Below are 21,713 nucleotides of genomic sequence, written 5' to 3'. Positions count from 1 at the left end.
GAAGAAGGGATTGCCGGTACCGCAGCCGAAGATGACCACCCGGCCCTTCTCCAGATGCCGGATGGCCCGGGAGCGGATGTAGGGCTCGGCGATGGCGCGCATCTCGATGGCGGTCTGCACCCGGACCTCCACGTCCATCTGCTCCAGCACGTCGGCCAGGGCCAGACAGTTCAGAGTGGTGGCCAGCATGCCCATGTGGTCGGCACGGGTGCGCTCCATCTTGCCGCCGCCGTCCTTCACGCCCCGCCAGAAGTTGCCGCCGCCCACGACCACGCCCACCTGGACGCCCTTGTCGCTGCACTTCTTGATAACGCTGCACACGCTGTTGATCACATCAAAATTGAGGCCCCGGGAGGCATCTCCCGCCAGCGCCTCGCCGCTGATCTTAATGAGTACCCGCTTATACTGAGGTTCCGTCATAAACTCGACCCTTTCATTGCCGTATTGATTCCCCCCCCCCGCGGGGGAGCATTGTAATTCACTTTATTTTAATATAACTTTTCTCTTTTGCATAGGGGTTGCGATAAGATTTTTCAATTTGTTCTTAATTTGTCTCCCCCTCCCCTGCCGCGGATTGACAATCCATTTTTTGACGGTTAAAATAGAAGCAGCAATTCGACATGGTTCAGGCTATTTTCCCAGCTGTCCGGCCTACTGATTTTTATTTGACAGCGCGCCCGCCGTTCCCCTGCCGCTGGAAAGGAGTCGTTATGTCCATCAAAATTACGTCCGACAGCACCTGCGACCTCTCCCCCGAGCTGGTCAGCCGCTACCAGGTGGAGATCGTCCCCCTCACCATCGTCAAGGACGGTAAGCCCTACCGGGATGGGCTGGAGATCTCGTCCGATGACATCTTCCGCCATGTGGACGCCGGCGGGGACATCACCTCCACCACCGCGGTCAGCGTGGGCGAGTACCGGGATGTGTTCGCCCGCCTCTCCCCCGACTACGACGCGGTCATCCATATCAACATCAGCGCCGAGTTCTCCTCCTGCCACCAGAACGCCTGCATCGCGGCGGAGGAGTTTGACAACGTGTACGTGGTGGACTCCCGCAATCTGTCCACCGGCCACGGTCTGGTGGTCATCGAGGCCGCCCTGGCCGCCGAGACCGGCATGGCTCCCCAGGAGATCGTCTCCTACCTGAAGGACCTGACAGGCCGTGTGGAGGCCAGCTTTATCCTCAACCGACTGGACTATATGGTCAAGGGTGGCCGGTGCTCCGCCGTGGCCATGCTGGGGGCCAATCTGCTCCGGCTCAAGCCCTGCATTGAGGTGAAGGACGGCAAGATGGGCGTGGCCAAAAAGTACCGGGGCACCTTTGAGAAGTGCGTGCTGGACTACGTGAAGGACCGGCTCCAGGGCCGGACCGACCTGGAAAACGACCGGATCTTCATCACCTACTCCACCGCCCCCCAGGACACCCTGGACGAGGTGCGGGCCGCCATCGCCAAATACGCCTCCTTCAAGGAGATCCTGGTGACCAGAGCGGGCTGCACCGTGTCCACCCACTGCGGCCCCAACACCCTGGGCATCCTCTTCATTCGCAGCAAGTAATGCCCACAGGGCAGCAAAACACAGCCAAACGTACGGCGGCAGCCTGGCAGACGCCAAGTTGCCGCCGCTTTTCCACCATGGCCGAAAGGCAAATCCAAATTTGGCGGTAAACCATCATGCATACAGCGAGACTGCGAATCCGAAAATTTCAGGCGGAGGATCTGGATGACTTATATGATCTGCTGTCTGATGAAGATGTTATGAAATACCTGGAAGCGCCGTACACCAGAGAGGCAGCCAAGGTCTTCCTGCACCGCTGCGGGCTGGCAGAAGCGCCGCTGATCTATGCGGTGGAGGATTGCAGCGGAACATTCGCAGGGTATGTCATCTATCACCCCTACGATGCCGCTTCCTATGAGATCGGCTGGGTCCTGCGCAAAAGCCAGTGGGGCAAGGGGTACGCCGGTGAGCTGACGCGATGTCTCGTGGAGGATGCGCGGAACAGGACGGATAATTTGGTTATAGCATGCCTGCCCGCACAGACCGCCACAGGGCAAATCGCGCGGAAGAACGGGTTCTCTTTCGTGGGAAACATAGACGGACTGGACATATACCGGCTTCCTCTGAAACAAAAACAGCCCTGACACCAGGTGTCAGGGCTGTTTTTTATGGTTCTATCAGGCGTGCTCGCCGCCCATGAGCAGGAACATGACCGCCTTCTGGGCGTGGAGGCGGTTCTCCGCCTCGTCGAAGATCTCATCGGCGTGGGCCTCGAAGACCTCCGCCGTGATCTCCTCGCCCCGGTGGGCGGGCAGGCAGTGCTGCACCATGCATCCCTCGTGGGCCAGCGCCATCAGGGCGTCATTGACCTGGAAGCCGGCGAAGGCCTTCTCCCGGGCGGCCTTCTCCCCCTCCTGGCCCATGGAGGCCCACACGTCGGTGAGTACCACGTCGGCGTCCACGGCAGCCTCCTGGGGCGTCCGGCAGAGCTGGAACTTGCTGCCTGTGACGGTCTTGGCGAAATCCAGCACCTTCTGGTCCGGGTCGTACCCCTCGGGGCAGGCCACCGACACGTCCATGCCGCACTTCAGACCGCCCACGATGAGGGAGTTGGCCATGTTGTTTCCGTCGCCGATGAAGCACATCTTCAGGCCCTCCAGCCGGGCCTTGTGCTCCCGGATGGTCATCAGGTCGGCCAGCACCTGGCAGGGATGGGCAAAGTCGGTCAGGCCGTTGATGACCGGGATGGAGGCGTACTTGGCCAGGGTCTCCACCTCGTCCTGACCGAAGGTGCGAATCATGATGCCGTCGCAGTACCGGCTGAGCACCCGGGCGGTGTCCTCGATGGGCTCACCCCGGCCGATCTGGCTCTCCTTGCCCGAGAGGAACAGGGCGTGGCCCCCCAGCTGGAACATGCCGGTCTCAAAGGAGACGCGGGTGCGGGTGGAGTTCTTCTCAAAAATCATGGCCAGGGTCTTGCCCTGGAGGTAGTTGTGGGTCAGTCCGTGCTTCTGGTTGTACTTCATCTGGTCGGCCACGTTGAGGATATTGATGATGTCCTCCTTGGTCAGGTCCAGCAGCTTGAGCAGGTCCTTCTGCATGTTCATGTACTCCTTCCGTTACAGACCCTTCAGGGTCTTCTCCATAATCTCCAGGCCCTTGTCCATCTCCTCCCGGGTGATGACCAGCGGGGGCAGCAGACGCAGGGCCTTGCCCGCCGTCAGCACCAGCAGGCCGTTGTCGATCAGCTTGGCGGCCAGCTCCTTGTTGGTGTGTCCGCCGGTCACCTCCACGCCGATCATCATGCCCAGACCCCGGGTGGCCCCCAGACAGTCCAGACCCATGCCCTCGATCCGGGTGCGGAGGTAATTCCCCTTCTCCTTGACCTGGGCCAGGGTGTCCTCGTCCAGGATGTCCAGCACCGCCAGGGCCGCGGCGGCACAGATGGGGTTGCCGCCGAAGGTGGTGGCGTGGGTGCCCGGCCCCAGCACGTCCCGGCACTTCTCCCCCGCCATGAAGCCGCCCATGGGCAGGCCGCCGGCGATGCCCTTGGCGAAGGATACCGCGTCGGGCAGGATGCCGTACTGCTGGAAGGCGAAGAGGGTGCCCGTCCGGCCCACGCCGGTCTGGACCTCGTCCACCAGCAGCAGCCAGTCCCGCTCGGCGCAGAGCACCGCCAGCTCGTGGACAAAGTCCTGGTCCATGGGCAGCACACCGCCCTCACCCTGGACCAGCTCCAGCATGACGGCGCACACGTCGTGCCCCGCCACCTGGGCCACGCTCTCCATGTTGTTGGCCTCGGCGTACCGGAAGCCGTCGATGAAGGGGAAGAAATAGTTGTGGAACACCTCCTGGCCGGTGGCGGTCAGGGTGGTGATGGTGCGGCCGTGGAAGGAGTTCTTCAGGGTGATGATGGTCCCTCTCCCCTTGCCGTACTTGTCAAAGCTGTACTTGCGGGCCAGCTTGATGATGCCCTCGTTGGCCTCGGCGCCAGAGTTGGCGAAAAAGGCGTCCGCCATGCCCGCCCGGCGGCAGAGCTGCTCGGCCAGCCTGGCGTAGGGCTGGGAGTAGAACAGATTGGAGATGTGGGCCAGCTTTCCGGCCTGGTCGGCCACCGCCTTCACCCACTTGGGGTGGGCATAGCCCACCGAGTTGACGCCGATGCCGCTGGAAAAATCGATGTACTCCCGGCCCGCCAGATCGTACAGCGTGGCGCCGCTGCCGTGGTCCAGGTCCACGTCAAAGCGGCCGTAGGTCTGCATCACATACTGGCGGTCCAATTGTTTTAGCTCTTCATGGGTCATTTTGACTCTCTCCCTTGGCGAGTCTGCCACAGCGCGGCAAAGCCTCGCAGAGTTCGCGTCCTCAGACGCGAAAAAATCCGGTCTGTTTTCTCCGGCGACATGCGCGTGGAAGAAAACTCCGCACAAAAAACGGCTTCGCCGTTTTTTGATCAGAGCAGCATGGTGCCCACGCCCTCGTCGCTCAGCAGCTCGATGAGGATGGAGTGGGGAATGCGCCCGTCCAGAATGATGGTGCTCTTCACGCCGGAGCGCACCGCCTCCACACAACAGTCCACCTTGGGGATCATACCGCCGGTGATGACCCCGTCCTTCACCAGGCCGGGCACCTGGGACAGCTCCACCACAGGCAGCAAAGTGTCCTCGTCGTGGGGGTCCCGCAGGAGGCCCCGCACGTCGGTGAGCAGGATGAGCTTCTCGGCCTTCAGGGCCACCGCCAGCTTGGCCGCCGCCGTGTCCGCGTTGATGTTGTAGGCTGTCTCGGCGTCCTCCCCCTGGGCCACCGTGGAGATGACCGGGATGTAGCCGTCGTTCAGGCTGTCGTTTACGATGGCGGGGTTAACGTGGGTGATCTCCCCCACCAGGCCGTACTTCTCATTCAGCTGCCGGGCCATGAACAGCCCCGCATCCAGGCCGCACAGGCCGATGGCCCGGCCGCCCATATGGTTGATCATGGCGGTCAGGTTCTTGTTCACCTTGCCGCAGAGCACCTGCTGGACCACGTCCATGGTCTCCCGGTCGGTGTACCGCAGGCCGTCCACAAAGTGGGACTCCTTGCCGATCTTCTTCAGCATGTCGCTGATCTCCGGCCCGCCGCCGTGGACCACCACCACGTGGACACCCACCAGGTGGAGCAGGATGATGTCGGAGATGACCGCATGGCGCAGCTCGTCGGAGATCATGGCATTTCCGCCGTACTTCACCACCACGGTTTTGCCGTAATACTTCTGAATATAGGGCAGGGCCTCGGCCAGAACCTTGGCCCGCTCCACGTGGGTATCGGACATTGCCTTCGCCTCCATGGGGGTTATCAGGTTCTGTAATCCCCGTTGATTTTCACATAGTCATAGGTCAGATCGCAGCCCCAGCAGGAGGCCTCGTGGTCCCCCTCGTGGAGGCACACGTCGATGACCACGCTGTCCCGGGAGAGGATGTTCTTGGCCTTCTCCTCGTCGAAGTCCACACCGGCGCCCTTCTGGCACACCAGGATCTCCCCCAGGTCGGAGGCGAACTTCACGTCCACGTACTCGGGCCGGAAGGGGGCCTTGGAGTAGCCCATGGCGCACAGCACACGGCCCCAGTTGGCGTCGGCGCCGAACATGGCCGCCTTCACCAGAGGGGAGCCCACCACCGCCTTGGCCAGGCGCTCGGCGCTCTCCTCGCTGCGGGCCTGCCACACCCGGCAGGTCACCAGCCGGGTCGCGCCCTCGCCGTCCCCGGCGATGCACTTGGCCAGATACTCGCAGACATGGTGCAGGGCCTGGGCGAAGAGGGTGTAGTTGTCGTCCTTCCACTCAATGAGGGGGTTGCCCGCCATGCCGTTGGCCAGCACCACGCACATGTCGTTGGTGGAGGTGTCCCCGTCCACGGTGACCCGGTTGAAGGTGCGGGGCACGATCTCGTGGAGGGCGTCCTGGAGCATCTCGTGGGTGATGGCGCAGTCGGTGGTAACAAAGCAGAGCATGGTGCCCATGTTGGGGTGGATCATGCCCGAGCCCTTGGCGATGGCGCCGATGGTCACGGTCTTGCCGCCGATGACGGTGGTGACGGCAATCTCCTTCTTCTCCGTGTCGGTGGTCATGATGGCGTGGGCCGCGTCGTCAGAGCCGCCCTCCTTCTTCAGCTGGCCCGCCAGCACGGGCACACCCGCCTCAATGGCGGCGATGTTCAGGGTCTGGCCGATGACGCCGGTGGAGGCCACCACAAAATCAGAGGGCTTCAGGCCGGTGGCGGCGGCAGCCGCCTCGCACATTTTCTTGGCGTTCTCGTGGCCCTGGGGGGCGCAGGCGTTGGCGTTGCCCGAGTTAGCGATGATGCCCTTGGCCACGCCGTCCTCCAGATGCTCCATGGTGACGTACAGAGGCGCGGCCTTCACCCGGTTCATGGTGTACATGGCCGCCGCCGTGCACTCCTGCTTGGAGAGAATCATGGCCAGGTCCTTCTTGCCGGAGAGATAGTCGGTCATGGAGGCGACCACGGGCTGGTTGCCGTCCGCCAGGCCCTTCTTCACGCCGCAGCGGATACCGCCCGCCGTAAAGCCGATGGGTGCGGTGACGCCGCCGGAAATCTGCTTCATTGTTCACACTTCCCTTTCGGTGCCGGCTCTTCTGGGCCGGCCCGTGTTGTCAGACATTATTTTACAGCAAGACCAGTGGTCTCGTCCAGTCCCAGCATGAGATTCATGTTCTGGACCGCCGCGCCGCTGGCCCCCTTGCCCAGGTTGTCGAAACGGGACACGATCAGGGTCTGGTCCCCGTTTCCGGTGACCGAGATCTCCAGGTTGTCGTACCCGGAGAAGGTGTTGGCCGCCAGCATGCCGGTCTCGCTCCCCCAGGGCGCCACCCGCACCATGGTCTGGTCCTCGTAGTAGCGGGCCAGCAGCTCGCAGATGTCCTGGGCCGTGGGCTTGCCCTTCAGCAGGGCGTTGTGGAGTTGAATCCCCGTGGCCATGCCCTTATAGTAGTCGTCCACGATGGGGCTGAACACGGGCGGATACTTCAGCCCGGAGAGCGCCTGCATCTCGGGCAGATGCTTGTGGTTAAGGTTCGTGCCGTAGATTCTGGGACTGTAAAGCTCTTCCGCTTTATTGTCTCCCTCGTACTCGGCGATCATCTTCTTCCCGCCGCCGGAGTAGCCGGTGAGGGAGAAGCAGGTGACGGGGTAGTCCGCCGGGAGAATGTCCATGGCCACCAGGGGCGCGGCGATGCTGAGAAAGCCGGTGGCGTGGCAGCCCGGATTGGCCACCCGCTTGGCGTATTTGATCCGCTGCCGCTGGCCCGCCAGCAGCTCCGGAAAGCCGTACACCCACCCCGCCGCCGTGCGGTGGGCGGTGGACGCGTCGATCACCCGGGTCTTGGGGTTGTCGATCAGCCCCACCGCCTCCACCGCCGCAGCGTCGGGCAGGCAGAGGAACACGATATCCGCCCCGTTCAGGTACTTCTTCCGCTCTGTAAGGTCTTTCCGCTTGTCATCATCTATCAGCAGAAGGTTGATGTCTCCCCGGCCGGACAGACGGTCATAGATCTGCAGTCCGGTGGTGCCCTCCTTGCCGTCAATATAAACATTGGGTTTCATGCTTCTCTCGCCTCGATAAATGCCTGAATATTGGCAATCTGCTGCTCTACGGCCTCCTTAGCCGGGCCACCGTAGACCCTTCTGCCGTTGACGCAGGTCTTGAGCTCCAGGGCCTGGTACACGTCCTCGTCAAAGGCCGCGGAGATGGACCGGAAGTCCTTCAGAGGCAGGGTATCCAGGGTCTCGCCGGTCTTGATGCACATGTTCACCAGCCGGCCCACGATCATATACGCCTCCCGGAAGGGCATGCCCTTCTTGGTCAGGTAGTCGGCACAGTCGGTGGCGTTGATGAAGCCGCCGGAGGCCGCCTTGCGCATGTTGTTGGGCAGCACGGTCAGGGTGTCCAGCATGGCGGTGAACACGGGCAGGCACATCTCCACCGTATCGATGGCGTCGAACACCGGCTCCTTGTCCTCCTGCATGTCCTTGTTGTAGGCCAGGGGCAGGCCCTTCATGACGGTCAGCAGGGTGATGAGAGAGCCGTACACCCGGCCGGTCTTGCCCCGGACCAGCTCGGCCACGTCCGGGTTCTTCTTCTGGGGCATGATGGAGGAGCCGGTGGAGTAGGCGTCGTCCAGCTCCACGAACTTGAACTCCCAGGAGCACCAGAGCACGATCTCCTCGGAGAACCGGGACAGGTGCATCATCAGGATGGAGCAGGCGGACAGAAATTCAATGGCAAAGTCCCGGTCGGACACCGAGTCCATGGAGTTGTCGGTGGGCTTCTTGAAGCCCAGGGCGGCGGCTGTCTGGAACCGGTCCACCGGATAGGTGGAGGTGGCCAGGGCGCCCGCCCCCAGTGGGCACTCGTCCATCCGCTCCAGGCAGTCCTCCAGCCGGGTCACGTCCCGGCGGAACATGTTGGCGTAGGCCATCATGTAGTGGGCAAAGGTGGTGGGCTGGGCACGCTGAAGGTGAGTATAGCCGGGCATGACGGTCTCCAGGTTGGCCTGGGCCTTCTTCACCAGCACCTTCTCCAGATCCAGGCACATGCGGATGATGGTGGGGATCTCCCGCTTGACAAACAGGCGGAAGTCCACCGCCACCTGGTCGTTCCGGCTGCGGGCGGTGTGGAGCCGCTTGCCCGTCTCCCCCAGGCGGCCGGTGAGCAGGGACTCCACGTTCATGTGGATGTCCTCGTTGTCGGTGGTCAGCTCCACCCGCTCGGCCTTGATGTCCTCCAGAATGGCCTTCAGGCCGTCGATGATCTTCTCCGCCTCGTGCTCCTCGATGATGCCCTGCTTGCCCAGCATGGCGGCGTGGGCGATGGAACCCTCGATGTCCTCCTGATAGAGCCGGGCATCAAAGGTGATGGAGGAGTTGAAGTCGTTTACCAGGGTGTCGGTCTCCTTCTGGAACCGACCTGCCCACAGTTTCATAATCCATTACCTCACTTTTCGCTCTTTTGCGGCAGAGCCGGAGAGCAGGCGTCCCCCTCATGGGAGGCGCCCGCCTTCCGGCTTTGTACGCGGTTCCTTATTTCAGCTTTCCCTGCTCCCGCAGCGCCTGGACGGTGTCGGGCAGGCCCCAGAGGTTGATGAAGCCGGTGGCGTCATTCTGGTTGTAGTCGCTCTCCTCGAAGGTGACCAGGTCCTCGGAGTAGAGGGTGTCGGGAGAGGTGACGCCGGCGGTGATGATGTTGCCCTTGTAGAGCTTCAGCTTCACGGTGCCGGTGACATGCTTCTGGGTCTCGGCGGCAAAGGCGGACAGGGCCTCCCGCAGGGGGGTGAACCACTTGCCGTTGTACACCAGATCGGCAAAGTCCACCGCCAGCTTGCTCTTCATATGGGCGGTATCCTTGTCGATGGTAATCATCTCCAGCACCTCGTGGGCCCGGTAGAGGATGGTGCCGCCGGGGGTCTCGTACACGCCACGGTCCTTCATGCCCACCAGCCGGTTCTCCACGATGTCCAGCAGGCCGATGCCGTTGGCGCCGCCCACCTCGTTGAGCTTGCGGATGATGTCGCTGGCCTTCATCTTCTCGCCGTTGAAGGCCACGGGCCAGCCCTTCTCAAAGTCCAGGGTGATGTAGGTGGGGGCGTCGGGGGCCTGGATGGGGCTGACGCCCATCTCCAGGAAGCCGGGCTTGTCGTACTGGGGCTCGTTGGCCGGGTCCTCCAGATCCAGGCCCTCGTGGCTCAGGTGCCACAGGTTCTTGTCCTTGGAGTAGTTGGTCTCCCGGGAGATCTTCAGAGGCACGTTGTGGGCCTCGGCGTAGTCGATCTCCTCGTCACGGCCCTTGATGGACCACTCCCGCCAGGGGGCGATGATCTTCATCTCAGGGGCGAAGCGCTTGATGGCCAGCTCGAACCGGACCTGGTCGTTGCCCTTGCCGGTGCAGCCGTGGCAGATGGCGTCGGCGCCCTCCTTCTTGGCGATCTCCACCAGGCGCTTGGCGATGATGGGCCGGGCAAAGGCGGTACCCAGCAGATAGTCCTCGTACTTGGCGCCCATCTGCATGGAGGGGATGATGACCTCGTCCACCATCTCGTCGGTCAGGTCCTCCACGTACAGCTTGGAGGCGCCGGTCTTGATGGCCTTCTCCTCCAGGCCGTCCAGCTCGGTGCCCTGGCCCACGTCGCCGGACACGGCGATGATCTCGGGGTTGTTGTAGTTCTCCTTCAGCCAGGGGATGATGATGGATGTATCCAGACCGCCGGAATAGGCGAGCACAACTTTCTTAATATCAGCCATGGTGAAAACCTCCGTTTGCTTTGTTGGACACAGTCTACCACGCCCGGCGGAAAAATGCAAGGGGGAATTTGAATAAATATTCGAATATTATCCGTTTATTTTTGAATATATTCATTTTTATTCGTATATTTTATAATATGGCGCATAATAATTATCTTGAGGCACAAAAAATCACGCTGCGCCGTATGGGAAAAGCGGCTCCCAAAGCCAAAGGTTTGGGAGCCGCTTTCGCTGTCCTGACACTGTTCCGTTCGATTTTCCGCCTAAGCAGTCGGGCAGTTCCGACCATTCACCGTCACGGACATCACCTGCGCCGGGTCCACCAGGCGGTTGAAACACAGGCGCAGCGTCATATCCGTCCCGCTGCCGCAGCCCAGGGCATACTCGGTGTTGTCCAGGTTTTGGTTCTCGTCCCGGACCACGTAGCTGCTGCCGTCGGCATAGTGGAGCACCACGCTGTCTATCTCGTCTACGTCCTGTGCGTCAATGGCAATCCCGATGGCCGACAGGACTGCCCCGCGCTCACCGCTGTCCGGATCCACAGCGGTCACTGCGGACAACGACTCCGTGCCGGGCAGCTCCAGCAGGAAGTAAATCTTTCCCGTCCCGGTTCCCTGGTCCAACAGATAGGCCTCCACGGTCAGGGTGTAGTCCCCCACGGTCCAGGCGTACCCGGTGTCCGGCAGGTAGTCCCCCACCACCGCCAGAGCCTCCGGTAGCTCCACCGGCACACGCTCCCGGTTGGGCAGGTTCAGGCTCAGACTGCCGTCCGCCTCCACTTTCGTCTGCTCCTCCACGCTGGGACGGCTGCTGTCGCCGAACAGGCCCTCCACAACGGCCGGCCTGCGCTCGTCCACGGCCACCTCCGTCCGGGTGATCCAATATCCTGCCGCAGCCCCGGCGCACAGCACCGCCGCAGCCGCGGCCAGTGCCAGTGCCGTCCGCAGACCCCGCCGCCGGACGGGCCGCCTCTCCCCCGCCTGCAGCCGGGCATAGGCCGCCGCCATCTTCTCCTCCACAACGTCGGGGACCTCCACCGGCCCGCCCAAAATCTCTCTCAGCTCCTGCTCTGTCATGGCTCTGCCTCCTTACTCCGCCTCATAGGCCAGCCGGACCGCGCCCCGGCCCCGCTTCAGCCGTGTCTTTACTGTCTCTTCCTTTAATGAGAGAAGCCCGCTGATCTCCCGGACTGAAAACCCCTCGCCGTAATACAGCAGAAGCACGGTCCGGTACTTTTCGTCGATCCCCTCCAACAGGTCCAGGAACTCCGCGTTGGCCTGGCCCGGATCGTGCTCCGCCCGCTCCGGCACCGTCTCCACCGGCGTCACCCTGCTTCTGTCCCGGAGCATATCCCGGCAGACATTGATGAGAATCCGGGTGGACCAGGTCCTGAAGTGGGCGGGCTGCCGCAGCTGTCCCAGCTTCTCAAAGCAGAGGAGCACGGTCTCCTGTACGGCGTCGGCCACGTCCTCGTCCCGGCCCAGCATGCTCCTCGCAACCTTATAAAAGCTCTGCTTCCGGGCCTCCATCAGGGCCACAAAGGCCTCTGTGTCCCCCTGGACGGCCCGCTGTACCAGCTCTGTCACTGTTCTTCCCCCTCCCGGGTGTTTTGACCGGTCTCACCCATTAGACGGCCCGACCGCGCTCCCGGGTCCGCCGAAAATGCATTTTTTAAAATTTCGAGGCAGGAAACAACCCGCCGGAACCCCCCTGTTTCCCCCGCCAAACAACATTTTACACTTGCAACTTATCTCATTTTCCTGTATAATGCAACGATGTGTTAGAGCGGGCGGGCAGAGCTCCCCCCGCCTTCCTATTACAACGAGAGGACTGAGACATTCATGAGCGCATCCAGAGAAAAAAAGCAGCGCCAGAGCGCCGGCCAAAACCTGACTCAGAAAGAGCTCAAGGAGGCCAAGGAGGCGCAGGCCGCCAAGCGCAAAACCATTCTGTACTGGGTGATTGGCGTGGTGGTGGTCATCCTGGTCGCCGCGCTGCTTATTTGGAACTCCAATTTCTTCCAGAACCGTGCCACCGCAGTTACCGTCAACGGACACAACTTCACCGCCGGTGAGGTTGCCTACTACTACAACAGTGCCTATCAGCAGGAATATCAGTACTACCAGTATTCCGCCATGGGCATCACCGGTCTGACCAACTTCAATCCCAACACCGACCCCAAGGATCAGTATGTGGACGACGAGCAGACCCAGACCTACTACGACTACTTCATGGAGTCCGCCCTGAACGCCCTGACCCAGGTGGCCGCCCTCACCGACTCCGCCGAGAAGGACGGCTTCTCCCTGGATCTCTCTGACAGCGGCAAGGAGACTTATAACTCCACCATCTCCAGCCTGAAGGATGCCGCTACCACCGCCGGCTACTCCTACGGCTCCTACCTGCGGGCCATCTACGGCACCCACATGACCGCCGGCATCTATGAGAACTGCCTGAAGCGGGCCATCATGCTCACCGAGTACCAGCAGGACCACCGGGATGCCCTGACCTACACCGACGACGACTACAACACCTATTACGACGAGAACAAGGACAACATCGACACCTTCTCCTATGAGGTCGCTTTCCTGAACGGCAGCGCCCCCTCCACCACCGACGAGGACGGCAACACCGTGGAGGCCACCGACGAGGAGAAGACCGCCGCCATGGAGGCCGCCAAGGCCGAGGCCGACCAGCTGATGGCCGACGTCCAGGCCGGCGGCGACTTCGCCGAGCTGGCCAACGCCTATGTCCAGGAGAGCAGCTCCAACACCTTCCGCTCCACCGAGACCACCGGCTCCAGCCTCTCCTCCACCTACGGCGACTGGCTGAAGGACGCCGCCCGCGCTGAGGGCGACATGAGCGTGTTCGAGTCCACCAGCGGCTACTACGTGGTCCGGTTCCTGGACCGCTACCTGAACGAGACGCCCACCGCCGACATCCGGCACATCCTCATCAAGGCCGAGCTGACCCAGGAGGATGACCCCAGCACCGAGGACGTGGACGAGTCCACCATCCCCACCGACGAGGCCATGGAAGCTGCCAAGTCCAAGGCCGAGGACATCCTCTCCCAGTGGGAGGCCGGCGACAAGACCGCCGAGTCCTTCGGCGCCCTGGCTGAGGAGTACTCCGACGACACCGGCTCCTCCTCCAACGGCGGCCTGTACACCCAGGTCTACGAGGGCCAGATGGTGGACAGCTTCAACAGCTGGATCTTCGACAACGAGCACACCGAGGGTGACACCGGCCTGGTGGAGAACACCAACAGCGGCCAGTACGGCTGGCACGTCATCTACTTCCAGTCCTGGGACGATCCCACCTGGAAGATCAACGCCAAGAGCTCCTTCCAGAACGACGACATGACCAGCTGGATCGAGAGCATCACCGAGGGCTATGAGGCCGTCAAGGCTGACGGCTTCAAGTACGTCGCTTAATATCGGGCTTCTCACAGGGGGCGGGGCAAGGAACCCCGCCCCCTCTCTTATTATCAGGAGGTATCCATGAAGGAACAATTTCTGCGCACTGAGATGGTGCTGGGCCCCGACGCCATGGACAGGCTCTCCGCCGCCCACGTGGCGGTGTTCGGCCTGGGCGGCGTGGGCAGCTGGGCCGTGGAGGCCCTGGCCCGGGCCGGAATCGGAGCGCTGACCCTCATCGACCACGACGAGGTGGGCGTGACCAATCTGAACCGGCAGATCCAGGCCCTCTGGTCCACCCAGGGCCAGCCCAAGGCGGAGGCCATGGCCGCCCGGGTGCGGGACATCAACCCGGACTGCAAGGTTCACCCGGTGGCGGCCAAGTATGAGCCGGCAAACCGGGAGGACTTCTTCTCCGTCCGGTACGACTATATCATAGACGCCATCGACATGGTCTCCAGCAAGCTGGACCTGATCCAGACCGCCATAGAGCGGGGCATCCCCATCCTCTCCGCCATGGGCACGGGCAACAAGCTGGACCCCACCCAGTTCCGCATCACTGATATCTCCAAGACCTCGGGCTGCCCTCTGGCCCGGGTCATCCGGAAGGAACTGCGCAGCCGGGGCATCCTGCACCACCGGGTGCTCTTCTCCCCCGAGCTGCCCCACGCCACCGACCAGCGGGAGACCCCGCCCCCGGGCCGCCGGAGCGTGCCGGCCAGCGTGCCCTGGGTGCCGCCGGTGGCCGGACTGATGATGGCGGGAGACGTGGTGCTCACCCTGGCGGGCATGAACCCCGACAGCAAATAGTCCATGAATAGAAAATCCCTCCCGGCGGCAGACTAGTGCCGTTGGGAGGGATTTTTTTGCATCTTCCGGTAAAAACTCGCTGTGCCCTGTCCGGCGCCGCGGCGGGCGTGGCCAACGGCTTCTTCGGCGGCGGGGGCGGCATGGTTCTGGTCCCCCTGCTCACCCGCTGGTGCGGCCTGGAGCAGCGGAAGGCCTTCGCCACCTCGGTGGCCATCATCCTGCCCCTGTGCGCCCTGTCCTCCGCCGTCTACTTCTTCCGGGGCGGGCTGGACTTCGCCCTGGCGCTCCCCTATCTTGCCGGCGGGCTGATCGGGGGCTTTGCGGGCGGACGGCTGTTCCGCAGGCTGAACATGGACTGGCTCCGGCGGGTGTTCGCCCTGTTCATCCTCTACGGCGGCGTAAAGGCCCTTTTTTTCTGATGGAGTGGCTTATTCCCGTTCTGGCCGGCGCTCTCACCGGCATCCTGTCCGGCTTCGGCGTGGGAGGCGGCACACTGCTGCTCATCTATATGACCTCCTTCGCCGGGGTGCCCCAGAATCTGGCCCAGGGGGTCAACCTGCTCTACTTCCTCCCCACCGCCGCCACCGCCCTGCCCGCCCACATCAAAAACGGCTATGTGGACCGCGCCGCCGCCTGGCCTGCCATTCTGGCCGGTCTGCTGGGCACGGCTGCCGCCGCCTGGGCGGCCACCGGTCTGGACGTGCGCCTGCTCCGCCGGTGCTTCGGCGTCTATCTCTTCTATGTGGGCGTCACCGAGCTCTTTCGAAAAAAGCCGGACAAGCTCAGCCCTGGGTCCGGCGGCGGGTGAGATAGCCCTCCAGGATCAGGGTGGCCGCCACCGCGTCCACCGTCTTCTTGTGCTGCTTCATCCGCTTGCCCGAGGCGTGGAGGATGTTGTGGGCCTCCACAGTGGTGCGGCGCTCGTCCCACAGGACGGGGGTCAGGCCGGTCACCTGGCCCACCTGCTCCGCAAAGGCACGGTACAGCTCCGCCCGGGGGCCCTCGGTGCCGTCCATGTTCCGGGGGAAGCCCATCACCAGCTCCTCCACCCCGTGCTCCTTGACCAGGCGGGCGATCTCCTCCGCCACCGCCTCGCTCTTCCGGCCGTGGATCACCGTGGTATACCCCGCCAGCAGTCCGGTGGGGTCGGAAATGGCAATGCCCGTCCGGGCGTCGCCGTAGTCAATGGCCATGATTCTCATCTGTTTTTCTCCTTTTCCATGTTCCGTTTCAGCAGCGCCAGGGCAATCAGCAGGGCGGGGACCATTAATATAATACAGAGCATGGAGAACAGCAGGCTCGTCTTCTCGCCGGACAAGAGCGCGTTCCCCACGGCCAGCACCAGACCCACCGCCATCATGACCCCGCCGTCCACAATCTGGCTCCTGCGCCAGTTCTCATCGCTGGCCATGGTCCAGGCCGTCCGCACCCCGCACCAGCCGTTGCGCCGGATTTTGGGCATCACGTTGCCCAGGCAGAAGAGCAGCAGCCCCGTGACCCCGAACAGAATCCGGCTGACGGACAGCTCCAGCCCTGTCCCCAGGGCCGCTATGCGGTAGGCCTGAACCAGAAAGACCACGGTCATCACGTTGAACACCAGCAGCGCGCCGCAGCCGATGGCCAGCACCGCCGTCCGGTTCCCCGGCGCCTTTTGTTCACTCCACCGGGAGACCTTTAAAAGGAACGCCCCCATCAGCAGCGTGATCAGCGGCAGAAGCAGCATCTCGTACTTGCTGCCCCAGCGGTTCACCTCGCCCGCGGCATTATAGTGTACGGGGATTTCCGCCGGCAGCACCAGCAGGGCCGCCAGAGTCACCACCAGCGGCAGTCCCATCAGAATGTAAAACAGCGTCCTCCACAGTTTTTCGTGTCTCATGGCGCTCCTCCCCTGTTCCGGCGCACAGCTGGCTCAGCCAGAGTACCGCCTCCTCCAATACGGTGGCGTTCATCTCATAATAGATGTAGTTCTTCTCCCGCCGCTCCCGTATCAGTCCCGCCCGCTTCATGCAGGAGAGATGATAGGACACGGCGGCGGCGGTCATGTCCAGCCTGGCGGCGATCTCCCCCGCCGGCAGCTCCCCGCCCCGCAGCAGAAGCAGAATCTCCCGCCGCACCGGGTCGGACAGGGCCTTGAAGATCCCGGGGCCCTCCACAGTGCTCCCCCCTCCCGCGCAAAGTCAAAGCTATTTCAAATTTTCTTTAAATAGATTGTATCAGGCGGGGGCCCCTCTGTCAAGCGCTCCGCCGCCATCCCCGGAATCAAAACTTTTTTCTGAATTTCCCCTTGACTTTTCCCCTTCCCCATGCTATTCTATTAACACCTATGAAAAGGGCTTTTTTTGTGCGCATTTTTACGGTGTAATGACGCGCAAACCCTTTTGCCGCCGAGAGCGGGCATAGGGAGGCAGATGATGCCGAATCCGCACCGTAGCGTATAGGGGCATAGTGTATCTGTGCCTGGACGTTGCTGGATTCGGCATATTGGGCCGCATCCGGCATTTTTTATGTCCGGAGCGCCCCAAAATGATAAAGGAGGTGCCGACAAGTGGCAAAGGCAGGCAACCGGGTGAAGATCACCCTGCGCTGCTCCGAGTGCAAACAGCGCAATTACAACACGTTCAAGAACAAGAAGAACACTCCTGATCGTCTGGAGCTGAACAAGTACTGCCCCTTCTGCAGAAAGCACACGGTCCACAACGAGACCAAGTAATGAGCTTACAGATGGCTCACAAGAAAGAAGGGTGTATCTGAATGTCTGAAAACGAGAAGATCGAGCAGGCCGGCCAGGCGGACGCCGCCAAGTCCGCACCCGCCAAAGCCGACAAGAAGGCGAAGGATGAGAAAAAGTCCAAGCCCGGTTTCTTCAAGCGCGTCGCCAAGTGGTTCAAGGAAATGAAGAGCGAGCTGAAGAAGGTACAGTGGCCCGGTTGGAAGCAGGTTGCGAAGAACACCGGTATCGTAATTGCCTGCGTTATCGTGGTGGGCATCTTCATCTGGGTTTTCGACGCCCTGGCCAACGCCGTTGTGCAGGCGCTGCTGAACCTTTTCAACCCCGGCGCATAAAGGAGTAAATCATGGCTGAAAGTGCAAAGTGGTATGTCGTCCATACCTATTCCGGCTATGAGAACACCGTCGCCGCCTCCATTGAAAAGGCAGTCGAAAACCGCAACATGCACGACCTCATCCAGGAGGTCAGCATCCCTCTGGAGACGGTCACCGAAATCACCGACAACGGCCCCAAGACCGTGGAGCGCAAAGTGTTCCCCGGCTACGTGCTGGTGAAAATGGTGATGACCGACGAGACCTGGCACCTGGTCCGCAACGTCCGCGGCGCCACCGGCTTCGTCGGCTCCGGCAACAAGGCCATCCCCCTCTCCGATGAGGAGATCGCCGCCCTCGGCGTGGAAAAACGCGAGGTGGTGATCGGCTACGCGGTGGGCGACAATGTCCGCATCACCGACGGCGCCCTCAAGTCCTATCTCGGCACCGTGGACGAGATCGATATGGAGCACGAGAAGGTCCGTATCGTGGTGTCCATGTTCGGCCGTGAGACTCCCGTGGAGCTGGACCTCGACCAGGTGGAACCTGTCGAGCTGTAAGTCCGCCGGAGGCTCGTCCCGCGGCCCCGGGCCGCTCCGCCATGCCCGGCATGGCTTTCCCCCGCACGTGGGAGGCGTCCCACAGACGCCGTTCCAACCACATTTATCGTAGGAGGTGCTGTTTCAAATGGCACAGAAAGTTACTGGTTACGTGAAGCTGCAGATTCCCGCCGGCAAGGCGACTCCCGCCCCCCCTGTCGGCCCCGCCCTCGGCCAGCACGGCGTGAACATCGCCGCTTTCACGAAGGAATTCAACGAGCGCACCAAGAATGAGGTCGGCATGATCATCCCCGTGATCATCACCGTCTACGCCGACCGCTCCTTCACCTTCATCACCAAGACCCCTCCCGCCGCCGTTCTCATCAAGAAGGCTGCCGGCATCGAGTCCGGCTCCGGTGTGCCCAACAAGACCAAGGTGGCCACCATCAGCAAGGAGGACGTGCGCAAGATCGCCGAGACCAAGATGCCCGACCTCAATGCCTCCAGCATTGAGTCCGCCATGAGCATGATCGCCGGTACCGCCCGCTCCATGGGCGTCCTGGTGGGCGACTAAGCGAAGGAGGTAGTAGGAAATGTTTAGAGGCAAGAAATATCAGGAGAGCGCCAAGCAGATCGACAAGGCCGCTCTGTACGATACCGCCGAGGCCATGAACCTGGTGGTCAAGACCGCTCCCGCCAAGTTCGACGAGACCGTTGAGCTCCACGTGAAGCTGGGCGTTGACTCCCGTCACGCCGACCAGCAGGTCCGCGGCGCCATCGTCCTCCCCCACGGCACCGGCAAGACCGCCCGCGTCCTGGTCTTCGCCAAGGGCGACAAGGCCGAGGCCGCCAAGGCCGCCGGCGCTGACTTCGTCGGCGAGATGGACATGGTCCAGAAGATCCAGCAGGAGAACTGGTTCGACTACGACGTGGTCGTGGCCAGCCCCGACATGATGGGCGTTGTCGGCCGCCTCGGTAAGCTGCTGGGCCCCAAGGGCCTGATGCCCTCCCCCAAGGCCGGCACCGTCACCCCCGACGTGGCCAAGGCCGTCAAGGAGATCAAGGCCGGTAAGGTTGAGTACCGCCTGGACAAGACCAACATCATCCACTGCCCCATCGGCAAGGTGTCCTTCGGCGCCGAGAAGCTGACCGAGAACTTCAACGCCCTCATGGGCGCCATCGTGAAGGCCAAGCCCTCCGCTGCCAAGGGTCAGTATATCCGCAGCTGCGTGGTGGCCTCCACCATGGGCCCCGGCGTGAAGATCAACGGCGCCAAGCTGATGTAATTTCCGCCTGACGAGCAGTATCCAGGGGGATTCCCCCCTGGATATCTGCCCCCAGGAGAAAATTTTTTCACTTTTTAGTTGACAGCCCGGTTTCGGGATGTTATACTATCTTTCGTGTTCAGAGACAGCAGGTCGTGTTCGCACGGTAAATCCTGCCGAGAATGCAGTATAGACGTTTGTTTTGTGCTGTTTTGTGTCTTTGGACGCGGAACAGCACTTTATTTTTCTGGAGGTGAATCCCACATGCCTAACGCAAAGGTTCTCAGTGAGAAGCAGGCCGTCGTGGCCGAGCTGACCGAGAAGCTCAAGGGCGCCGCCAGCGGCGTTCTGGTGGATTATAAGGGCATCACTGTGGCTGAGGACACCGCTCTGCGCGCCGAGCTGCGCAAGAACGACGTGGAGTACGCCGTCGTGAAGAACACCCTGGTCCGTTTTGCCATCAACAACTGCGGCATGGAGGCCCTGGACGACGTGCTCAACGGCACCACTTCCCTGGCCATCAGCCACAGCGACCCCATCGCTCCCATGCGCGTGGTGAACAAGTTCGCCAAGCAGTTCAACGGCGCCAAGTTCACCATCAAGGCCGGCTTCATGGACGGCAAGGTTCTGTCCCTGGACGAGGTCAGCGCTCTGGCCGAGCTGCCCTCCAAGGAGGTCCTGCAGGCTCAGGTCCTGGGCACCATGCTGGCCCCCATCACCAGCCTGGCCATCGTCATCAAGGCCATCGCCGAGAAGCAGGGCGGCTCCGTGGAGGAGACCGCTTCCGCCGAGGCGTAACCCCTGTCCCCCGCATCACTACAACACTTCAGATATTTATTTTAGGAGGTAACATATCATGGCTTCTGAGAAGATTACTGCCCTCATCGAAGAGGTTAAGGGCCTGACCGTTCTGGAGCTCTCCGAGCTCGTCCACGCTCTGGAGGAGGAGTTCGGCGTCTCCGCCGCCGCCATGGCCGCTCCCGCCGCTGCCGGCGCTGCCGCTCCCGCTGCTGAGGAGAAGACCGAGTTCGACGTCGTTCTGGCTGAGATCGGCGCCGAGAAGATCAAGGTCATCAAGGCTGTCCGTGAGATCACCGGCCTGGGCCTGGCTGAGGCCAAGGCCGTTGTCGAGGCCGCTCCCAAGGCCATCAAGGAGGGTGTCTCCAAGGACGAGGCCGAGGAGCTGAAGAAGAAGCTCGAGGATGTCGGCGCCAAGGTGGAGCTGAAGTAAGTCTCTCCCCTTCCCTTCATACAGCATCAACCCGGACCTGCGGTTTTACCGCAGGTCCGGGTTTTTTCTCTACCCGTCGTATAATAACGGGGCGGGATCATCGTTAAAGATGGTCCCGCCTTGTGTGCTGCCTTATCTACAGTTTTATGCCCATAAAGCGAAAAAACAGGCCGCCAACTCAGCGTTTGAAAAGACAAGCGATAAAAGACCAGCCGCAGACAAGAAGTATTAGTATAAGGCCTCAAATGCGAGCGTTTGTTCCTATAATCGTACCGGAAATAGACTGATATACTACGCTTGCCGTTATCGTTAAGCTGTAAATTACCAGAACGTTTCACTGCAATACAGACCTTTTTTGCATGTTCTCTTGACAAAAGCTAAAACACACGATATTCTAAATATGCTCCAATTGGAGCATATCGTAAGCAAGGAGGTATATTTATGGAAACAAGTGAAAAGGTGTCCGTCAACATGAACATCGCAACGTTATCTCAAATTGACCTGCTGGTCGATAAAGGGTATTATTCCAACCGAAGCGACTTTATCAATCAGGCCGTAAGACAAGCGCTTAATGAGAAAAAATCGGTCATCGAAGAGATGAGCAAGCAGCAAAACGATCTGGATTTTAGATGGTTTATCGGTGTGATGGCTCTTGAAAAAGAAGAACTGCTGAAATCGAAAGGAAACCAGGTTAAGATAAAAATCAAGGGTTATGGGCTATTGGGTATCGACAGCGAACTTGATGACCTCGTGATCGAAAATGTTGAAAGCATCGCCGTTAAAGGCAAGGTCATATGCTCCGACAGAATTAAGAAACATTTTAAGATACAGTGAAAAAACCTTTGGGAACTAAAAGGCGCATTTCTATACCTAGGTCTGGCGACTATGTATCGTGCGCTCGACGAGGCTTCCTCTCTGACAGCAGAAAGCCGCCATCCGAGAGGTTTTGGCACTTCGCTTCGTCAAGCGGATTGCACGCGCCTCCGGCGCCAAGAGGCCGCTGGTTTAGCGGCTATAGAAAAAAGAAAGTCCGTACTCCTTGCGGAATACGGACTTGGTCCGAGTGACTGGATTCGAACCAGCGGCCTCTTGAACCCCATTCAAGCGCGATACCAAACTTCGCCACACCCG

The 21,713-nt window shown here is 61.3% G+C and carries 26 protein-coding genes and 1 pseudogene; 14 read left to right on the top strand and 13 right to left on the bottom strand.

Translation table 11 applies throughout. The features are described from left to right. Positions 1-420, bottom strand: a 420-nt coding sequence (locus Q0K23_RS10900) for a uridine monophosphate kinase (protein ID WP_367179070.1), incomplete at its 3' end; no start/stop codon positions are given. Positions 421-710: 290 nt separating this feature from the next. Here Q0K23_RS10900 and Q0K23_RS10895 point away from each other — a divergent pair. Then, positions 711-1,556, top strand: coding sequence for a DegV family protein (locus Q0K23_RS10895; protein ID WP_294521993.1), 846 nt, complete (start codon positions 711-713; stop codon positions 1,554-1,556). A 116-nt stretch (positions 1,557-1,672) separates the two neighbouring features. Beyond that, positions 1,673-2,140: a GNAT family N-acetyltransferase gene (locus Q0K23_RS10890; RefSeq protein ID WP_294521990.1), complete on the top strand. Its 468-nt coding sequence runs from the start codon at positions 1,673-1,675 to the stop codon at positions 2,138-2,140. A 33-nt stretch (positions 2,141-2,173) separates the two neighbouring features. Here Q0K23_RS10890 and argF read toward each other — a convergent pair whose 3' ends face one another. From argF to Q0K23_RS10845, 9 genes are all read right to left on the bottom strand, one after another. Beyond that, positions 2,174-3,097, bottom strand: a complete 924-nt coding sequence (gene argF / locus Q0K23_RS10885; protein WP_294521988.1) for an ornithine carbamoyltransferase — start codon at positions 3,095-3,097, stop codon at positions 2,174-2,176. A gap of 18 nt (positions 3,098-3,115) precedes the next feature. Then, a complete protein-coding gene (locus Q0K23_RS10880; protein WP_294521983.1) occupies positions 3,116-4,300 on the bottom strand; it encodes an aspartate aminotransferase family protein in 1,185 nt (394 codons plus the stop codon). 149 nt (positions 4,301-4,449) lie between these two features. Further along, a complete protein-coding gene (argB, locus tag Q0K23_RS10875; RefSeq protein WP_294521981.1) occupies positions 4,450-5,304 on the bottom strand; it encodes an acetylglutamate kinase in 855 nt (284 codons plus the stop codon). A 23-nt stretch (positions 5,305-5,327) separates the two neighbouring features. Next, on the bottom strand, positions 5,328-6,593 hold the full coding sequence (argJ, locus tag Q0K23_RS10870) for a bifunctional glutamate N-acetyltransferase/amino-acid acetyltransferase ArgJ (protein ID WP_294521978.1): 1,266 nt from the start codon (positions 6,591-6,593) through the stop codon (positions 5,328-5,330). 56 nt (positions 6,594-6,649) lie between these two features. Further along, positions 6,650-7,591: an N-acetyl-gamma-glutamyl-phosphate reductase gene (gene argC, locus Q0K23_RS10865; protein ID WP_294521975.1), complete on the bottom strand. Its 942-nt coding sequence runs from the start codon at positions 7,589-7,591 to the stop codon at positions 6,650-6,652. After that, complete coding sequence (gene argH, locus Q0K23_RS10860) at positions 7,588-8,970, bottom strand: argininosuccinate lyase (protein WP_294521973.1); 1,383 nt, start codon at positions 8,968-8,970, stop codon at positions 7,588-7,590. Before argH ends, argC begins: the two co-directional genes overlap by 4 nt. Before the next feature lie 97 nt (positions 8,971-9,067). Then, the gene (locus Q0K23_RS10855; RefSeq protein ID WP_294521970.1) at positions 9,068-10,285 is read right to left on the bottom strand and encodes an argininosuccinate synthase; all 1,218 of its coding nucleotides are present in this window, start codon (positions 10,283-10,285) and stop codon (positions 9,068-9,070) included. A 263-nt stretch (positions 10,286-10,548) separates the two neighbouring features. Continuing rightward, positions 10,549-11,361 (bottom strand): hypothetical protein, encoded by an 813-nt coding sequence (locus Q0K23_RS10850; RefSeq protein ID WP_294521968.1) that lies wholly within the window; start codon positions 11,359-11,361, stop codon positions 10,549-10,551. A gap of 12 nt (positions 11,362-11,373) precedes the next feature. Continuing rightward, positions 11,374-11,871 carry an RNA polymerase sigma factor gene (locus Q0K23_RS10845; RefSeq protein ID WP_294521965.1) on the bottom strand — a complete coding sequence of 166 codons (498 nt, stop codon included), beginning with the start codon at positions 11,869-11,871 and terminating at the stop codon, positions 11,374-11,376. A gap of 255 nt (positions 11,872-12,126) precedes the next feature. Between Q0K23_RS10845 and Q0K23_RS10840 the strand changes: the two genes are divergently transcribed. The 4 genes from Q0K23_RS10840 (at position 12,127) to Q0K23_RS10825 (ending at position 15,316) form a co-directional block, all read left to right on the top strand. After that, positions 12,127-13,716 (top strand): peptidylprolyl isomerase, encoded by a 1,590-nt coding sequence (locus tag Q0K23_RS10840; RefSeq protein WP_294521962.1) that lies wholly within the window; start codon positions 12,127-12,129, stop codon positions 13,714-13,716. 66 nt (positions 13,717-13,782) lie between these two features. Next, positions 13,783-14,508 (top strand): tRNA threonylcarbamoyladenosine dehydratase, encoded by a 726-nt coding sequence (locus Q0K23_RS10835; protein ID WP_294521959.1) that lies wholly within the window; start codon positions 13,783-13,785, stop codon positions 14,506-14,508. Positions 14,509-14,564: 56 nt separating this feature from the next. Continuing rightward, on the top strand, positions 14,565-14,927 hold the full coding sequence (locus Q0K23_RS10830; RefSeq protein WP_294521957.1) for a sulfite exporter TauE/SafE family protein: 363 nt from the start codon (positions 14,565-14,567) through the stop codon (positions 14,925-14,927). Further along, on the top strand, positions 14,927-15,316 hold the full coding sequence (locus Q0K23_RS10825; protein WP_294521954.1) for a sulfite exporter TauE/SafE family protein: 390 nt from the start codon (positions 14,927-14,929) through the stop codon (positions 15,314-15,316). The genes Q0K23_RS10830 and Q0K23_RS10825 overlap by 1 nt, the downstream gene beginning before the upstream one ends. Here Q0K23_RS10825 and ruvX read toward each other — a convergent pair. The 3 genes and pseudogenes from ruvX to Q0K23_RS10810 all read right to left on the bottom strand — a co-directional run. Then, positions 15,291-15,710 (bottom strand): Holliday junction resolvase RuvX, encoded by a 420-nt coding sequence (gene ruvX / locus Q0K23_RS10820; RefSeq protein WP_294521951.1) that lies wholly within the window; start codon positions 15,708-15,710, stop codon positions 15,291-15,293. The two genes, Q0K23_RS10825 and ruvX, sit on opposite strands and share 26 nt — an antisense overlap. Next, positions 15,707-16,384: a DUF1648 domain-containing protein gene (locus tag Q0K23_RS10815; RefSeq protein WP_294521948.1), complete on the bottom strand. Its 678-nt coding sequence runs from the start codon at positions 16,382-16,384 to the stop codon at positions 15,707-15,709. The genes ruvX and Q0K23_RS10815 overlap by 4 nt, the downstream gene beginning before the upstream one ends. Positions 16,385-16,412: 28 nt before the next feature. Continuing rightward, a pseudogene (locus tag Q0K23_RS10810) lies at positions 16,413-16,661 on the bottom strand (autorepressor SdpR family transcription factor); the annotation flags it as partial. A 392-nt stretch (positions 16,662-17,053) separates the two neighbouring features. Here Q0K23_RS10810 and rpmG point away from each other — a divergent pair. The 8 genes from rpmG to Q0K23_RS10770 all read left to right on the top strand — a co-directional run bounded on the left by rpmG (position 17,054) and on the right by Q0K23_RS10770 (position 21,416). Then, positions 17,054-17,218: a 50S ribosomal protein L33 gene (rpmG, locus tag Q0K23_RS10805; RefSeq protein WP_173023872.1), complete on the top strand. Its 165-nt coding sequence runs from the start codon at positions 17,054-17,056 to the stop codon at positions 17,216-17,218. Positions 17,219-17,259: 41 nt separating this feature from the next. After that, entirely contained in the window at positions 17,260-17,571 is a 312-nt protein-coding gene (gene secE / locus Q0K23_RS10800) for a preprotein translocase subunit SecE (protein WP_294521942.1), read from the top strand. An 11-nt stretch (positions 17,572-17,582) separates the two neighbouring features. Beyond that, positions 17,583-18,107, top strand: a complete 525-nt coding sequence (nusG, locus tag Q0K23_RS10795; protein ID WP_006574558.1) for a transcription termination/antitermination protein NusG — start codon at positions 17,583-17,585, stop codon at positions 18,105-18,107. Between the two features lie 127 nt (positions 18,108-18,234). Next, entirely contained in the window at positions 18,235-18,660 is a 426-nt protein-coding gene (gene rplK / locus Q0K23_RS10790; protein WP_294521936.1) for a 50S ribosomal protein L11, read from the top strand. A 19-nt stretch (positions 18,661-18,679) separates the two neighbouring features. Continuing rightward, positions 18,680-19,372, top strand: a complete 693-nt coding sequence (gene rplA, locus Q0K23_RS10785; protein WP_294521933.1) for a 50S ribosomal protein L1 — start codon at positions 18,680-18,682, stop codon at positions 19,370-19,372. A gap of 243 nt (positions 19,373-19,615) precedes the next feature. After that, entirely contained in the window at positions 19,616-20,149 is a 534-nt protein-coding gene (rplJ, locus tag Q0K23_RS10780) for a 50S ribosomal protein L10 (RefSeq protein WP_294521929.1), read from the top strand. A gap of 58 nt (positions 20,150-20,207) precedes the next feature. After that, positions 20,208-20,582, top strand: a complete 375-nt coding sequence (rplL, locus tag Q0K23_RS10775) for a 50S ribosomal protein L7/L12 (protein ID WP_294521926.1) — start codon at positions 20,208-20,210, stop codon at positions 20,580-20,582. Positions 20,583-21,023: 441 nt separating this feature from the next. Continuing rightward, a complete protein-coding gene (locus Q0K23_RS10770; protein ID WP_294521924.1) occupies positions 21,024-21,416 on the top strand; it encodes a hypothetical protein in 393 nt (130 codons plus the stop codon). Positions 21,417-21,713: the final 297 nt, after the last annotated feature.

Source organism: uncultured Pseudoflavonifractor sp., assembly GCF_944387275.1.
Taxonomy (GTDB): domain Bacteria; phylum Bacillota; class Clostridia; order Oscillospirales; family Oscillospiraceae; genus Pseudoflavonifractor; species Pseudoflavonifractor intestinihominis.
The sequence above is the reverse complement of the archived record's forward strand: the minus strand, read 5'-3'. Positions and strand labels throughout refer to the sequence as shown.